The sequence below is a fragment of the Mycobacterium sp. genome (assembly GCF_049280035.1).
In the GTDB taxonomy this organism is placed as follows: Bacteria; Actinomycetota; Actinomycetes; order Mycobacteriales; family Mycobacteriaceae; genus Mycobacterium.
Genome location: NZ_JBAPPI010000882.1, coordinates 13,231 through 28,279, shown reverse-complemented (window position 1 = coordinate 28,279; position 15,049 = coordinate 13,231). Strand labels below are relative to the sequence as shown.

At 65.6% G+C, this 15,049-nt stretch carries 13 protein-coding genes; 7 read left to right on the top strand and 6 right to left on the bottom strand.

Annotation, left to right across the window (positions count from 1 at the left end; translation table 11 throughout):
* Positions 1-4 precede the first annotated feature (4 nt).
* Both WAN71_RS28120 and WAN71_RS28115 read left to right on the top strand, forming a co-directional pair.
* Positions 5-1,096 (top strand): acyl-CoA dehydrogenase family protein, encoded by a 1,092-nt coding sequence (locus tag WAN71_RS28120; RefSeq protein ID WP_422228464.1) that lies wholly within the window; start codon positions 5-7, stop codon positions 1,094-1,096.
* Positions 1,097-1,115: 19 nt separating this feature from the next.
* On the top strand, positions 1,116-2,105 hold the full coding sequence (locus WAN71_RS28115; RefSeq protein ID WP_422228462.1) for an aldo/keto reductase: 990 nt from the start codon (positions 1,116-1,118) through the stop codon (positions 2,103-2,105).
* Here WAN71_RS28115 and WAN71_RS28110 read toward each other — a convergent pair.
* Together WAN71_RS28110 and WAN71_RS28105 are read right to left on the bottom strand one after the other, a co-directional pair.
* Positions 2,080-3,108, bottom strand: coding sequence for a TIGR03617 family F420-dependent LLM class oxidoreductase (locus WAN71_RS28110; RefSeq protein ID WP_422228461.1), 1,029 nt, complete (start codon positions 3,106-3,108; stop codon positions 2,080-2,082). The two genes, WAN71_RS28115 and WAN71_RS28110, sit on opposite strands and share 26 nt — an antisense overlap.
* A 47-nt stretch (positions 3,109-3,155) precedes the next feature.
* Positions 3,156-3,896: a dienelactone hydrolase family protein gene (locus WAN71_RS28105; RefSeq protein ID WP_422228460.1), complete on the bottom strand. Its 741-nt coding sequence runs from the start codon at positions 3,894-3,896 to the stop codon at positions 3,156-3,158.
* 42 nt (positions 3,897-3,938) lie between these two features.
* Here WAN71_RS28105 and WAN71_RS28100 point away from each other — a divergent pair, with 42 nt between their 5' ends.
* The 5 genes from WAN71_RS28100 to WAN71_RS28080 all read left to right on the top strand — a co-directional run bounded on the left by WAN71_RS28100 (position 3,939) and on the right by WAN71_RS28080 (position 7,908).
* Entirely contained in the window at positions 3,939-4,739 is an 801-nt protein-coding gene (locus WAN71_RS28100) for a thymidylate synthase (RefSeq protein ID WP_422228459.1), read from the top strand.
* The gene (locus tag WAN71_RS28095) at positions 4,736-5,221 is read left to right on the top strand and encodes a dihydrofolate reductase (protein ID WP_422228458.1); all 486 of its coding nucleotides are present in this window, start codon (positions 4,736-4,738) and stop codon (positions 5,219-5,221) included. Before WAN71_RS28100 ends, WAN71_RS28095 begins: the two co-directional genes overlap by 4 nt.
* Positions 5,222-5,354: 133 nt before the next feature.
* Positions 5,355-6,023, top strand: a complete 669-nt coding sequence (locus WAN71_RS28090) for a cell division protein DivIVA (protein ID WP_422228463.1) — start codon at positions 5,355-5,357, stop codon at positions 6,021-6,023.
* 26 nt (positions 6,024-6,049) lie between these two features.
* Entirely contained in the window at positions 6,050-7,324 is a 1,275-nt protein-coding gene (locus WAN71_RS28085; protein WP_422228457.1) for a winged helix-turn-helix domain-containing protein, read from the top strand.
* Positions 7,321-7,908, top strand: a complete 588-nt coding sequence (locus WAN71_RS28080; protein WP_422228456.1) for a GNAT family N-acetyltransferase — start codon at positions 7,321-7,323, stop codon at positions 7,906-7,908. The genes WAN71_RS28085 and WAN71_RS28080 overlap by 4 nt, the downstream gene beginning before the upstream one ends.
* Here the strand turns inward: WAN71_RS28080 and WAN71_RS28075 are convergent.
* The 4 genes from WAN71_RS28075 to WAN71_RS28060 are packed head-to-tail and all read right to left on the bottom strand — an operon-like array spanning position 7,896 to position 15,008.
* Positions 7,896-9,953 carry an FAD-dependent oxidoreductase gene (locus tag WAN71_RS28075; protein ID WP_422228455.1) on the bottom strand — a complete coding sequence of 686 codons (2,058 nt, stop codon included), beginning with the start codon at positions 9,951-9,953 and terminating at the stop codon, positions 7,896-7,898. The two genes, WAN71_RS28080 and WAN71_RS28075, sit on opposite strands and share 13 nt — an antisense overlap.
* Positions 9,950-13,141 (bottom strand): ATP-binding protein, encoded by a 3,192-nt coding sequence (locus WAN71_RS28070; protein ID WP_422228454.1) that lies wholly within the window; start codon positions 13,139-13,141, stop codon positions 9,950-9,952. Before WAN71_RS28070 ends, WAN71_RS28075 begins: the two co-directional genes overlap by 4 nt.
* Positions 13,138-13,656, bottom strand: a complete 519-nt coding sequence (locus WAN71_RS28065; RefSeq protein ID WP_422228453.1) for a hypothetical protein — start codon at positions 13,654-13,656, stop codon at positions 13,138-13,140. The genes WAN71_RS28070 and WAN71_RS28065 overlap by 4 nt, the downstream gene beginning before the upstream one ends.
* Positions 13,653-15,008: a hypothetical protein gene (locus WAN71_RS28060; RefSeq protein ID WP_422228452.1), complete on the bottom strand. Its 1,356-nt coding sequence runs from the start codon at positions 15,006-15,008 to the stop codon at positions 13,653-13,655. Before WAN71_RS28060 ends, WAN71_RS28065 begins: the two co-directional genes overlap by 4 nt.
* Positions 15,009-15,049 lie beyond the last annotated feature (41 nt).

Sequence of the window (15,049 nt, the reverse complement as noted above, 5' to 3'; positions counted from 1 at the left end):
ACCGATGAGCGACCTGCTGTACTCCGACACCGAGGAAGCACTGCGGGACAGCGTGCGCCGTCTGTTCGCCGACCGGTGCCCGGCGGAATCGGTAATGCGCGCCTATGGCCCTGCGCCGCACGACTTTTCCGATGTCTGGCATGCACTGGCCGCCGATCTGGGAATGGCCGGCTTGCTGGTGCCCGAGCAACTCGGCGGCGCGGGCGCGGGTGCTCGTGAGGCAGCCGTCGTGATGGAGGAGATCGGCCGAGCCGTCGCGCCGGTGCCGTTTCTGTCCAGCGCGGTGCTGGCCACCGTCGCCCTGCTAGAGGCCGGTGACACCGAGTCGGTCAAGGGATTGGCGGCGGGTTCGCTCACCGCCGCGCTGACGGTGCCACTGTCCACCGCGCCCGATGACGTGGTCACCGGGGTGAGCATCAGCGGCCACCGGCTGACCGGACGAGTTACCAGCGTGGCCGGTGCGAGCGAGGCCGACATGCTGGTGGTGCCGGTGGCCGGACCCGGCGGGCTGGAGTTGCACACCGTCTCCCGCGACGCATCCGGCGTCGATGTGTCGCCGGTGCTTACCCTGGATATGACGAGACCCCTTGCAAATGTTGAGTTTTCTTCAGCGGCATCGTCGCGTGTCGGCGCTGCCGAGGCCGCGGTGCGGGCGGCGCTGCAGACGGGTGCGGCCCTGCTCGCTTCTGAGCAGCTGGGTATCGCACAGTGGTGCTTCGACACTACGTTGGCTTATGCCAAGCAGCGCAAGCAGTTTGGCCGGGCGATCGGGTCTTACCAGGCCATCAAGCATCGGCTGGCCGATCTGTGGATCGAAGTCAATTCCGCTGCGGCCGTGGCCCGATACGCCGCCGACACCTGCGCTCGCCGAGACGACGAGGCGACGATTGCCGCGGCCGTCGCGCAGGCCTACTGCAGCGGCGCCGCAGTGCACGCCGCCGAGGAATGTGTTCAGCTGCACGGCGGCATCGGGATGACGTGGGAGTATCCGGCGCATCTTTACCTGAAGCGGGCCAAGAGCGATCAGTTGGTGTTCGGCACCGCCTACCGCCACCGGACCCGGTTGGCCGATCTGGTTGACCTGCCGGTGTCCTGACCGAACGACAGGAGCAAAAGTGGACAAGCGCATCCTCGGTGACAACCTCGAGGTCTCGCCGATCGGGTTGGGCTGCATGGGTATGAGCCGCGGCTTGGGACCGTCGGGGTCCAAAGCCGAGATGATCGCGGTGATCCGCGCCGCGGTCGAACGCGGCGTCACCTTCTTCGACACCGCCGAAGCCTACGGCGACAACGAGGAACTGGTCGGCGAAGCCTTGGCGCCATTCGCGGGGCAGGTGGTGATCGCAACCAAGTTCGGCTTCGCCTTCGGCGCCGACGGCAACATCGTGGGACTGGACAGCCGACCCGAGCACATCAAAGAAGTTGCCGACAATTCGCTGCGGCGGCTGGGCGTGCAGACCATCGACTTGCTTTACCAGCACCGGGTCGACCCCGAGGTCCCGATCGAGGATGTGGCCGGAACGATCAAGGAGCTGATCCAAAACGGCAAGGTGAAGCATTTCGGCATGTCGGAGGCGTCGGCGGAGACCATTCGTCGCGCCCACGCGGTCCAGCCCGTGACCGCGGTGCAAAGCGAGTACTCGCTGTGGTGGCGAGAACCCGAGGCCCCCGAGACTGGGGTGCTGCCGACGCTGGCCGAACTCGGCATCGGCTTTGTGCCATACAGCCCGCTTGGCAAGGGCTTTCTCACCGGAAGCATCAGCGAGAACACGCAATTCGACAGCACCGACATCCGCAACAGCATTCCCAGGTTCGCCGCCGACGTCCGCGGGGCCAACCGTGCCGTGGTTGACCTACTGCAGACGATCGCGTCGCGCAAGGGCGCGACACCCGGACAGGTCGCTTTGGCCTGGCTGCTCGCGCAACAGCCGTGGATCGTGCCGATCCCCGGCACCCGGCGCCTGGAACGGCTGGCGGAAAACCTCGGGGCGGCGGATGTCGAGCTGACCGCCGACGATCTGCGCGAGATCGACGACGCCGCAGCAGGTATCGAGGTGCAGGGCGCGCGCTATCCCGACTTCATGCAGCGGTTGATCGGCCGCTGACTCGGCGGGCCACCTCGCCATACCGCTCGTAACGCTCGGGATCGCCGACGGCGTTGTACAGCACGAGGCGCGTCGCCGTCGCGGCGTATTTATCTGTCAGCGCGTCGGCCAACTGGTCCCACGTCGACTCGGTGGCGAACGCGGCGATGTGGTCGTCGCTGACCTGGGCCGCCATGCCGGCGAAGTCGCCTGCCTTTTGCTTCTCTCGGATCCGGGCGGTCGTGCCGTCGAACCCGGCCTGGTCCCAGATGAACGCGTAGTTGGGCGTGCTTCCGTAGAAGGCCATGCTGGCGCGCACGACTTCTCGTTGCTTTTCCCGCTCTTCGTCGCTGTCGCCGACGATCGTCATCACCGGCACGATGATCGCGATGTCCGATGGCGAACGTCCCGTCTTTGCTGCTCCCTCGGCCACGTTCGGCAGGACGTGACGGGCCAGATAGCCAGGCTCTCCGAGCGGATGGACATGTACCCCGTCGGCTACTTGGCCCGCCATTCGCAGCATCCAAGGATTCACCGCGGCGATATCGACTTTGGGATCGGGAGCGTCGATAGGCCCGGGGCTCCACTGCGGAGTAATGAAATCGAGGTCGTAGAACTCACCGTGGTGATCGAGCTTTCCGCTGCGGAACGCCGAGAAGCACGCCTTGACTGCGAGCAAGTAGTCGCGTAGCCGCGGACCGGGTCGCTCGAACGCCACGCCATAGCGCCGCACCACGTGAGTGCGCACCTGTGTGCCCAGGCCCAGCCGGAACTTGCCGCCGGTCGCGTCCTGAAGTTCCCACGCTGTGGCCGCCGTGATGAAGGGACTGCGCGGAAAGGCCACCGCGACACCCGTCGACAGCTCGAGGCCGGGCGCAGCCTGTGAGGCCACGGCGGCGTTGAGATAGGCCGTGCGGCCCGTCTCGGTGAACAACAGACCGGAGAACCCCGCGGACTGCGTTCGTCGGGCCAGGTCAGCGGTCTGGCCGAGCGGCCCCGGAATCGTCATCGCGTCGACGTGCATTGCTCGCCAGCCTACGGCGACGGCCGGGCCCTCCTGGCAGGCGATGGCTATCCGGCCAGGTGTGCCCCGAAGAGGTCGCGCATCGCGGCCCAATGCCGCTCGGCCGCGGCGACGTCGTAGGGCCCGTTGTCCGGAACGGCGAACCCGTGCGCGGCCGGGTAGGTCTCGATTGTGTGCTCGACGCCCGCCGCCGTCAGCGCCTTCTCGAGCTGTTCGGCGTGATCGGCGGTGAACGATCCGTCGTTCTGCGCGCCGCCCACATAGATCGCGGCCTGGATCGCGTCGGCCCGCAGATGCGGGCTGTCCTCGCTGTCGGTCACCAGCCCGCCGCCGTGGAAGGACGCCGCGGCAGCGACTCGGTCGGGTACCCGGCCCGCCACCACCAGCGACGTCCGGCCGCCCATGCAGTAGCCGGTCGTGCCGAACCTGTCCCCGCTGACCTCCGGACGAGCGGCCAGGTAGTCGAAGAATGCGCCGGCGTCCATGACCATCTTGTCCGGTGTCACGCTGCCGATCATCGACATCAGCCGCTTGCGCTCCTCGGGGTCGCTGAATGCGGTCTTCATGTCGATGGGTTTCCAGTCGCCCAGGCGGTAGTAGACGTCGGGCAGCAACACCGCGTAACCGAAGTCGGCCAGCGTGGCGGCCATCTCGTCGAAGGTGCTGCGCACCCCGCCGGCGTCGGGATACATGACCACGCCGGGCCAGGGACCCTCTCCATCGGGAGTGAAGAGGCGCACGGTGCAGGCGCCATCTGGAGTGTTGACAGTGTCGGTGATGTTCGGCATGCCATCCGTTCTACTCCCCGGAGTTGGACGTAAGCTGACCGCGTGCCAATCGCCACGCCGTACGAGGATTTGCTGCGGCTGGTACTCGAGCGGGGCACGCCCAAAGCCGACCGCACCGGCACGGGCACCCGCAGCCTGTTCGGCCACCAGATGCGATACGACCTGTCGGCCGGCTTCCCGCTGATCACCACCAAGAAGGTGCACCTGAAGTCGGTGGTCTACGAGCTGCTGTGGTTCTTGCGTGGCGACTCCAACGTCGACTGGTTGCATCAGCGCGGAGTCACGATCTGGGACGAATGGGCAAGCGACACAGGAGATCTCGGCCCGGTCTACGGCGTGCAGTGGCGATCATGGCCGACTCCATCCGGTGAACACGTCGACCAGATCAGCGCGGCGCTGAAGCTGCTGCGGACCGATCCGGATTCGCGACGCATCATCGTGTCGGCGTGGAATGTCGGCGAGATTCCGCAGATGGCATTGGCGCCGTGTCATGTGCTGTTTCAGTTCTACGTGGCCGACGGCCGGCTCAGCTGTCAGCTCTACCAGCGCAGCGCCGACCTGTTCCTCGGTGTTCCGTTCAACATCGCCAGCTATGCGCTGCTGACCCACATGATGGCCGCGCAATCCGGTTTGGCGGTCGGCGAGTTCATCTGGACCGGCGGTGACTGTCACATCTACGACAACCACGTCGATCAGGTCACCGAGCAGCTGGGCCGCGATCCGCGGCCGTACCCAAAACTCGTTTTAGCGCATCGTGATTCAATTTTCGACTACACCTACGACGACATCGTCGTGCAGAACTACGATCCACATCCCGCGATCAAAGCCCCCGTCGCCGTATGACGGGTCTGAGCCTGATCTGGGCTCAGTCGACGTCGGGGATCATCGGCCGCGCTGGCGGTATTCCATGGCAGTTGCCGGAGGATCTGCTCCACTTCAAAGCGCTGACGATGGGTCACACCGTGGTGATGGGCCGGCGCACCTGGGAGTCGCTGCCGGCGAAGTTTCGACCGCTGCCGGGCCGCCGAAACGTGGTGCTGACTCAGCAGACCGGCTTCACGGCGCAAGGCGCGACGGTGGTGCGAAGTCTCGACGAGGCGCTGACCGATCCCGACACCTGGGTGGTGGGCGGCGCGCAGATCTATACCCTGGCGATCCCGCAGGCCAGCCGGTGCGAGGTTACCGAGGTCGACATCGACCTGCCTCGCGATGACGGCGACGTCGTCGCCCCACTGCTCGACGAGACGTGGGTCGGCACGACGGGAGAGTGGGAGACCAGCCACACTGGGCTGCGGTACCGGTTTCACACCTACCTCCGCTCGTGACCGCGCCGGCGACGATGCAGAGCGAAGCGATGCGGAAGAGCGGCGCTCGTGACCGCGCAGGCACCCGAAGAGCGTGACATACTCGACCTCGGGGTCAGGTCCACCGGTTTACCAAGCGATTTCAGAAGGGGAGTTGGTAGTGGAACCCGAATCCGCGAACACGTTCGCTCGTAGGTTCCGAGGCTACGATCCGGCCGCGGTCGATGCCCACATCGAGATGTTGACCACCAAGCAGCAGTTGGTGCTCGACGACGTCGAGAGCCTGAGGGCCCGGTTGAAGGAACTCGGCGATGAAGCGGCGGGGTTGCAGAATGAGGTCGCCCTGCTCACGGAAACCTCGCCCTCGCCGCACGCGATGCAACAACGGATGGCGAATATGCTGCGGCGCGCGGTCGACGAGGTCGCCGAAATGCAGGCCGAGGCGCGAGCCGAGGCGGCGGCGCTGATCGCAGCTGCCGAGGTCGAGATCGACGCCGCGCAGCGAAAGCACGAAGAGCAGTTGGCCGAGCTGGTCGCGCGGCAGGAAGCCCTGGAAGCCGACCACGCGGAATCCAAGGAAAAGCTCGAGGCCGAACTGGCCGGCATTCGTGAAGCCGCCCAGCAAGAGCGTGAGCAAATCCTCGCCGACGCAAAGCTCGAGGCTGATCATTATCGCGAGCAGGCCCGGCAGGGGGCGGACGAGGCGGCTCAGCAACGAGTCAAGGTGCTGGAGCAGTTGATGGGCGTCTACCGCGACCTGGAAGCGGTTCCGGCCGATCTGGAGGCGGCATACCAAGAACTCAAGAATCCGCCGGAGGATTGAGGCCGCCGTAGCCAAGACGGGCGAGTGTGTCGGTGCCGAGCGGTATTCTCGGCGCCGTGTCGACCCGGCCCCTCACGCTGACCGCCGCGCAAGCCCGGCGGATAGCCGTTGCGGCCCAGGGCCTTAGCGAGCCGCGGACCAGCGGCGCAGTCACCCGGGCACATTTGCGGCGGCTGATCTCACGCATCCAAGTGCTGCAACTGGATTCGGTGTCGGTGGCCGTGCGCGCCCACTACGCGCCGGTGTTCAGCCGGCTCGGGCCCTACGACCGGGCGGTACTTGACCGTGCGGCCTGGGATCACTCCGCGCGGTCGCCGCGGCTTTTGGTGGAGTACTGGGCGCATGAGGCCGCGCTGATGGCTGTCGATGACTGGCCGCTGTTGCGCTGGCGGATGCGGCAGTACCGGCACGGCCGGTGGGGCACCCACATCGTTAAGGCCAATCCGCAGCTCGCCGACAAGATCGTTGCCGCGGTCGCCGAGCTCGGTCCGAGTACCGCGGGGCAAATCGAGGCGCATCTGGCCGCCGGGCCGCGCAGGGACCAGGGGGACCCCAAAAAAGCTCAGTGGGGGAGCCGCACCGACACCAAGTGGGTCGCCGAAGCGCTGTTCGCTTCCGGAGTGCTCACTACGGCGACCCGGGTCGGGTTCGCCCGGCACTACGACCTGACGGAGCGGGTGTTGCCGCCCGAGGTGCTGGCGCGGGCCGTTGACGAGCAGGACGCGGTTCGAGAGCTCACGCTGCGGGCGGCCACCGCGCTTGGGGTGGGCACCGAGGCAGACATCCGAGATTACTTCCGGTTGGCCGCAGGGCAGGCCAAGCCTGCGATCGCCAAGCTGGTGGCCGACGGCGAGCTGGATCAAGTCGATGTGGACGGCTGGTCGGCGTCAGCGTATTTGGTTGCGGGACAAACTATTCCGCGGCGCGACCGCGGGACGGCGCTGTTGTGCCCGTTCGACCCGCTGATCTTTTTTCGGCCGCGCGTGCAGCGCCTATTCGAATTTCATTACCGCATCGAGATTTACACTCCCGCAGCCCAGCGCCAGTACGGGTACTACGTCTGGCCGTTTCTGCTCGACGGTGAGTTGGTCGGGCGGGTCGACCTCAAGGCCGACCGCACCGCGGACGCCCTGCACGTCGTCGGTGCGTTCATCGAGCCGGACCGCTCGCCCGCGCGGGTGGCCGCAGCGCTGGCTTCCGAGCTTGCGGCGATGGCGTCGTGGCTGGGATTGGCCGGCGTAACGGTCGGTAACCGCGGTGATTTGGCCGGCGAACTGCGGACGACCCTGCGCTCGACATGACATCGGGCAAACGTGTGCAGCTCCCGCCGGCTCCCGAGCTGACCGGCGGCCCAGACCTGGCGCTGCGGCTACCGCTTCCCGGCGACGTGGACGACATTGTGGCGCAATGCCGCGACCCGGAATTCCAGCGTTGGACGACTGTTCCAGCGCCGTATAACCAGGCTGATGCGCACGAATTTTTGCAGCGGGTCGCCGAAGGCTGGCGGGCCAATGTCGCGGCGTTCGCGATCGCCTACGAGGGCCGATTTGCGGGAAGCGCGAACCTGCGATTCGACGGCTTACGCGGCGCCGACGTGGGCTTCGGGCTGGCGCCATGGGCGCGCGGCAAAGGTGTGATGACCCGCGCGGTGCGGCTGATGCTGACATGGGGTTTCGAACGGGCGGATCTCGAAGTCGTGTACTGGCGCGCGCAAGTCGGCAACTGGCCATCGCGCCGGGTTGCCATGCGGTGCGGTTTCCGCATGGAGGGGACGGTGCAGGGCCTACTCGAGTACCGAGGCGAACGGCGCGACGGCTGGATCGGCTCGTTGCGTCGCGGCGAGCCGCTGAGCGGCGCAGTCGAAGAGCCGGCTCACGGCATGTAGAAGCCGCGGATGCGGTGGTAGCGGCCGCGACCCAGCAGCGCATTGCCCGCCTGCAGCCCCGACATCACGGCGGCCTCGATGCAACCGGCGTTCATGCCGCAATCGGTCCAGTCACCGGCCAAAACCAAGTTGTCATAACCGCTTTCGTCTGGGCGGAGCCGGTATCGATCACTTCCGGGTAGCGACTGGACGTAGCGGTCCGACGGGTCGATGTTTACGCTGACATGCTGGGTGGCCAACGCCTCGCGCCCGCGTAAACCGTTCACGCCGCTGAGCAGATGCCAGGCAAAGCCATCCGCGGTGCTCGCATTGGGCAGGTACAGGCGCAAGTGATGGTCTAGGTATCGGACGGCGTCGGTGTGCGCTTGAGTTTTGCAGCCGTGAACGTATGCGGCGTCGTCTTCGATTGGCGGCCAAGGCGCCTGCAGGGTGCCGCAGAAATAGGCGACGGCGCCGGGCCGGTTCTGATCGGGCCAATCCTCGGCCCATAACGTCTGCGGCATCGATGCCCAGGTATCGAACGGCGGCACATACGCGCTGACCGTCGCCCCGGGTGCCTTCCAGCCGAGGGACGCCTCGTCCGGTCGCAGCCAAATTTGGAAGGCTTGAGTGGCGACGGTGCGGACTTGCGTTGTCATCTCCCGCCACTCCGGTCGGTCCGCGACGAGTTCACCGGCCACGATGTCGACCATGCCCAGCGACACCGCGAGGACGATGCGGTCGAAATCGATGCCGCTGCGCAGCACCCGTGTTTCGGCGTCGTTCCGCTTTCCGAAATGCGATTCCAGACAACCGATGTCGGTGTGTGGGTCAATCTGGGTGGCCACCGGTGAGTTCGGGAAGACGGGAAGGCCGCGAACTTCGACCAGCGGCGCGTACTGGTCGACTCCGTCCGCGAGTCGCAGCTGCCGCCCCATGGTGATCGCCTCGATGGTGCGATGCGTGGGGTCGAGGTGCAACGCGTCGAGGCGATGGAAAAACTCGAACCGGACACCACGCCGCCGGAGGACTTGATACAGCGGCGCGATCACAACATCGCCCATCCCGGCGGTCATCTTCCAAAACAGCGCGCCCTTGTAACCGAACAGCATGTTGCCCGTCCACAGCACGGCCAATCCTGCGGCGAACGCGGGCTGGCTTCGGTCACCGTCGCGATAGCCGAACACCATGTCGTAAAGTCCACGGACCAGTGGGAATTCGAGCACATCGGGGTGAGCGCCGTGACGCAGGATCCAGTCACCGAAGTCCTCGTCGTTGATCGCCCGAAATCCGCGCGGGTTGGTGACCAGGTTGTCGAAAATCAGACCCCGCACGGTCGCCGTCACCAGCGAGAGCAACAGCCAGGCCCGCTTGCGGTCGGGGCGCTGATCGTCGTCGAGCCCGACGCGGATGGCGTTGAGAACCGTGTTTAAGAGGCCGCTTTCGGAGCGTTGCGATGGATCGGCTAGTGCGGCCATTGCGGCCGTCACACTGCGGCGAACCAGCTCGATCAACCGGACATCCGCCGGTGGATCGGGCGACGTGGATAGCACCAGAACCGTCGGCGGTGCTTCACCCAGCGAGTCAGCGAAATCGAGTATCAGTTGCAGTGCGCGGCGCAGGAATCCGACAACGGTTAGTTCGCGGACGGTGGCATCTGGTTCGCCGGGCAATTCGTCGTTGCGGGCGAACCCGCCCAGCCAGACCGACCAGTCGTCCTGCGTCCGATCGGCCAGGGCGAGGTTGTCGGATGGGATCATGGCCTGTTCCCAGCTCCGGATCGGCGCCTGCGGATTGGTGGTGGCCCGGTCCAGTTCGGCGTAGCACTCGCGAAGCAGGCAAAACGCGTTCTCGTAAGAGCCCAGCCAGACGTGCAGGCCGTGTTCTTCGATCCGCCCGTTCTGCCCACGACTGGATGCCGCCTTGCCGCCGAGTCGCCAGCCGCGTTGATAGACGGTGATCGAGTCGAAACGGTCGCGCCAACCCGGTTCGGACAGGCGCCAGGCGGCACTCAATCCGGCCATGCCTCCACCGAGGATGGCCACCCGACCCCCGGGCCGGCTCACCCGAGCAGGGCCCGCGCCCGCGCCAGCTCAGGCCAGGACTGGTCCGACGGGAAACGGCCGACCGCTTCGGCCAGGGTCGCCCGCGCGGGCTCACCGAGAAGGGCGAATTCATCTGCTGCGCAGCGCACCTCGAAGATTGCCGCGGCCTGCTTGCAGGCCAACGCGGTTGCCGCTCGAAGGTCGGTACTGCGCGCGTCGTCGTCGCGGGTGTGGGCGCGCAGACGCAGCAGCTCGCTGTCATAGAAGTGCATGCCGGTCTCGTCGGCCAGCTCCAGCGCGATTCGCACCCGATCACCGGCTGCCTCATGTTGTCCGGCGGCGGTGAGCAGGCGCGCCAGGACTGCGTCGTAGCACATCAGAAAGACCTTCAGGTCGTACGCCCGCCAGGTCTGCACTACGGCGGTCATCGCGTCGATATGCGCCTGCAGCGTTGCGGGATCAGGATTGTCGTTGGCAAGCGCGGCCATCGACCGCACGGTTGCGCCCTGTGTTGCCGCCACCATCACCCATTCGTCAAAGCCGTACTGCTTTCCGAGGTCTGCGAGTTCTTCGACCAGCTCCGCGGCCCGGTCGAGTTGGCCCGCTTCGATGCGTATCCACGTCTCCAGCGACTTCCCATAGGCCAGGCTGAACATCCCGTGCGGGAAGCTCACCAATTCGCACCGACGATATGTCTGGGCCAAAGCGACTTCAGCGCCGGCCAAATCACCTTGCACGAAACGGGATGTCGCGAGATAGGTGTAGAGCGTCGCGATCGGTTCGTTAGGCGCGAACAAGTTGCCCTCCAGTTGGCGGCTTGGCATCTCGCCGGCTACTTTCGCGGCAGCCTCGATGACGCTTCGGGCGCGCGCGAAGTCGCCTTGAAACCAGGCCAGGCCGGCTAACTGGAGCTCGCTCGATACCCGCATCGACGGTGGCATCTCGGCGAGCCGCGAGCGGATCGACTCGCCCAACAGTGTCGCTCGGGCTAGCTCGCCCCGCGCGGTGTAGTAGCTCCACAATGCGCCCAAAGTGGCGTACAGCTGAGAGTTGACGTTGTCGCCGATCAATTGCAGGCAACGCTCGAATTCCGCAGCGGCTTGGCGACTTGCGTGCCCAGTGGCCACCGTAGCGAGAAATCCGCTCTGCAGTCGGACAGCCACTTCGTATTCGTCGCGCTCAGGCCCGGGTGCCAATCGTTCGATGTTCTCCAGCGCTCGGATGAGGTGAGTACGGGCCTCATCCAGCGCACCGCGATGCCGGGCCATCGCGGACGCCTGTTCGTACGCGGCCGCCGCGGCGGCGTACCGGTCGGCCTCCTCGTAATGGTGTGCCACCGAAGCCCATTCGGGATTTCCGGCATCCGACGTCGCGGCCAGCACATCGCCGATCCGTCCGTGCAGCCGGCCCTGTTGGCTGGGCGGAACCAACTCGGCGGCGACCTCGCGCAGGAGTTCATGGCGGAAGCGCCACAGATCGTCCCGAACGGGTTGGAGGATCCGCCTGTCGGTGAGTTCTTCGATTCCCTGGTCAATATCGTCTGGCGCAAGATCGACTACTGATTGCAGCATGCCGCGTTCGACGACGCTGCCGATGATGGCGGCCGCCTGCGCGACACGTACCGCGTTGGTGCTGGACGGAAGGCGTGCCAACAGCGCTTCATACAGGGTGTCCGGGACTTCGGTAACTGTTGCCGAGTTCGCTTGGTGCTCCTTGATTTTGGCTATGACCTCTTCGATGTAGAGCGGTATGCCGTCGCAGCGGCGGCGCACCTCCCGTCGGGCATCCAACGACATCGCGGGATCAAGCGAGAAGATCAGCTCGTCGGTCTGCTCACCGGTGAGCGGTCGCAATTCGAAGACCTGCACCCCGTCAGACAGCAAAACATGTTCGCGTCCGGTGATAACGACCAGCAGCCGGCCGGTGTCCGCGCGCAGCAGCTTGTGAACTATCTCGATGGTGTCGGGATCGAACCAGTGCAGGTCTTCGATCACCACCAGGCCGGGTCCATCACCAAGGCAAGCCAACAAGTAGTCGTAGACGGCGCTCGCTATCCGGTCGTGGAGTGGGTTCCCTTCGACGGGTACCGGTTGATATCCGGCCGTCGGGGCGATGGCCAGCACCGGCGCCAACAGCGGGATCGTCTCGGACGGATCCAGTTGGCGCGCACCGATCTCCGCTTCCAGCTTTGCGAGCCGCTCGGCGGGATCGGATGTGCGGACGATGTCGCAGCGTCGTTCCAGCAACCTTCGCACCGGACGTAAGCCGACGTCGGTGTGGAACGGCGACCCGAACAACTCCAGCACAACCGCGTCGTAACCGACGGCCTTCGCGATCGCCGCGGCGGCCAGCCGACTCTTACCGATTCCGCCCTCACCTACGAAAGCCACTCCGGGTGTTGTCAACGTGCCGGCCACGGCTTGAGCCCAGGCGGTCTGCAGGTACTCGACCTCGCGTTGACGACCGATCAGCGGGCCGAGCGCTTGCCTTGTCGGATCGAGTTCGCCGACTGCCCGAAAGTAGACAACCGGATCGTCAACACCCTTGACGGGCTGAGGGTCTCGTTCTTCTAGGCGAAAACTCTCCCGGACGAGTCGTTCGACCGCCTCCGACACCGCGACGGTTCCGGGGTCGGCCAGGCTGCACATCCGGGCGGCGAGATTGGCCCCGAGTCCGTAGACGTCGTCCTGCGCGGTGTCCAGGTAGACCAGACCGCGGTGAACGCCGATCCGGACATTGATGTCGAAACCAAATCGCTGGCGCACCCGTTGGCTGAGCGCGGCCACTTCGCTCGTGATGTCAAGTCCCGCGCGTACCGCCCGCATGATGTCGTCCTCATGCGGTGTTGGATGGCCGAATACCGCCAGCAAGCCGTCACCCTTCGTCGATCCCACATGACCCTCGTAGCGGTTGACGACGCGCAGCACCTCGTCGCGGTAACGCCCGACAACGGTTCGGTATGTTTCCGGTTCGATCCGGGTCGACAACGCCGTGGAGTCCACCAGGTCGGCGAACATTATCGTGAGCCGGCGGATCGCACCCCCGGCGGAGGGAGCGGCCAGCAACTCCTCGGCGTCGAGGTTGCTCGCGTCGACGGCCAGCACCTGGCCGGCGAGCGCGTCGGCTGCGGCGCGGTCGCCGCGATTGATCGCTTGTACTGCGCGGTCAAGCAGTTCATCGATGGTCGGTGTAGGGGTACAGCCGGTCACAGCTCGACGTCGTCGATCGTCATGGTCTCCGCGCTGGACGGGGTGCCCGCCGGAGTGACTGTGGTGAGCCGAACCGCGCCGTAGTATGCCCGACCGCTGAGATTCGGATCCGTGACCGCCATTTGGAATTGCGTTGCCCCAACCTGCAACACCTGTGGGATGAATTCGATTTGGTAGTCAGGGATCTGCACCGTGCTATCACCCACCTGGACGAAGGACGTGGCGACCTCGAGATAGCGCGGGTAGGCCGGATCGGCTGTCACCGTTATCGGATCCGACGCTGCCGGCGCCGAATCCCCTTTCACCCCACAGGGCGGCCCGGACACGGCTGCCTGAACCAGCCCCGCCCAACCCTGCACGGACAGTTCGAAAAGACGGTGCATCGCCTTGATCCGATCGTCGAGAGTGAATGTCCCGGCGTCGATTTCGTTGGCCGCTGCTTTGGCGGTGGCCTGGAATTGGTTGAAAACATCCCCGGCCGCGGCGAGTGGCTCCCGAGCTGGCTGTTCGCTCATGCGTCGCCGCCGTCGTCGGTCGTTTGACTGAGTGCCTGGATGAGTCGCCACGGCGCGCTTGCTATTTCCGCGCCGATGTCTTGGGTGTAGGAGACCAGGTCATCGACGGTCAGCTCGTTCTTGCACCACTTCGAGGACAGTTGAAGGTTCTTGTTCGCGAGGTCGTTGAGACAGTCCAGCCACACTTGTGTGGTTGTCGAGGCCATGTTGCCGCCCGCGGGAGCGGTCGGCCCAGTTGTAGATGTTCCCGAGCCAGTCGAGCCGGTCGTCGATCCGGTCGTTGCCGATCCCGGCGAATCTTGCCACGGCACGGAGTTGGCCGGCGGGTTCTTCGCGTTGCCGAACAGCATCTCTGCCGCCATGAACGCATACCCGAACATACAGACGAATATGGCCTGCGCCTGCGGCAAAAGCCCTTCGATGTGAACGATTTTGCGGGTCCGGACCCATACTCCCGGGTTGCCGGTCGCCCACATCTTGATGAAGCCCCGGTCGACCTTGATCAGACCATTGCCAAGGGTCGGCAGCCCGGATGTGTCGAGGTCGTACTGCAACGTTGCCTGGTCGGGGGCCGGATCGCTCATGTAGTACTTCAGCGGCGTCACGAGGCGCTCTAATCCCAGCTGGCAACTCAGGCTGACGGTTTCGAGCACCCGACTCCAGCCATTGGGAAAGATGGCGGGATTCTGCGCCTGCATGGCGCAGAATGCATCTGGATAGTTCTGGTGCCAGTTCAGCGGATTGGCCACCTTCTTGAGGTTCTCCAGGTAAATATCCGGGCGCCCGAAGCTGGTGTCGATCACCACGCAGTCGTACCCGTCGACTTGCTCGGTCGAGGGCAGGCAGCGCGGTACGGCAGCCACGTCGGCCGACAGGAACTGCAGAGCAACGGCCTTGCGGACGACGAGATCCCAGTCTTTGGCGCTGTCGAATTCGGCATAGAGAAGCTGCAGTAGATTGTCGCCCGTTCGCATGTCCAGGCGATCGCGGTCGTGATAAAAGGGGCCGGCCAGAGCAAGCGCCTGCGCGAGCGGACTTTCGCGCAGCGGGACCATGGTGGCGAATGTCGGCGTGTGGCAGAGCGCGCCGACAACGTAGACCAGCCGCGACAATTCGGGAACGGTCAGCTGGTAGTCACCGTGCAGGATGTCGGCCAGGGCGCTTTCCGGATCCGGCATGGCCTCGGCGGTACGGGGGCCGAGTACTTCCAGTATGTTGCCGAACCAGCCGGCAGCCCCGGCGGTGATCGGTAAATAGCGGGCTGCGACGTCGGCAATCGCACGACTGTCGCCACCCGACGTTGCGGGATCCAGCGCACCGGCCAGCGCCATGAGCGAAAGCAGGGCCGCCATAGTTCCTCCGATCACTGGTTTGCCCAGGTAGCATACCGTCG

Coding starts and splice junctions, on each gene's coding strand:
- WAN71_RS28120 (WP_422228464.1), top strand. CDS start 5: ATGAGCGACCTGCTGTACTCCGACACCGAGGAAGCACTGCGGGACAGC.
- WAN71_RS28065 (WP_422228453.1), bottom strand. CDS start 13,656: ATGAGCGAACAGCCAGCTCGGGAGCCACTCGCCGCGGCCGGGGATGTT.
- WAN71_RS28105 (WP_422228460.1), bottom strand. CDS start 3,896: ATGCCGAACATCACCGACACTGTCAACACTCCAGATGGCGCCTGCACC.
- WAN71_RS28095 (WP_422228458.1), top strand. CDS start 4,736: ATGACGGGTCTGAGCCTGATCTGGGCTCAGTCGACGTCGGGGATCATC.
- WAN71_RS28060 (WP_422228452.1), bottom strand. CDS start 15,008: ATGGCGGCCCTGCTTTCGCTCATGGCGCTGGCCGGTGCGCTGGATCCC.
- WAN71_RS28110 (WP_422228461.1), bottom strand. CDS start 3,108: ATGCACGTCGACGCGATGACGATTCCGGGGCCGCTCGGCCAGACCGCT.
- WAN71_RS28080 (WP_422228456.1), top strand. CDS start 7,321: ATGACATCGGGCAAACGTGTGCAGCTCCCGCCGGCTCCCGAGCTGACC.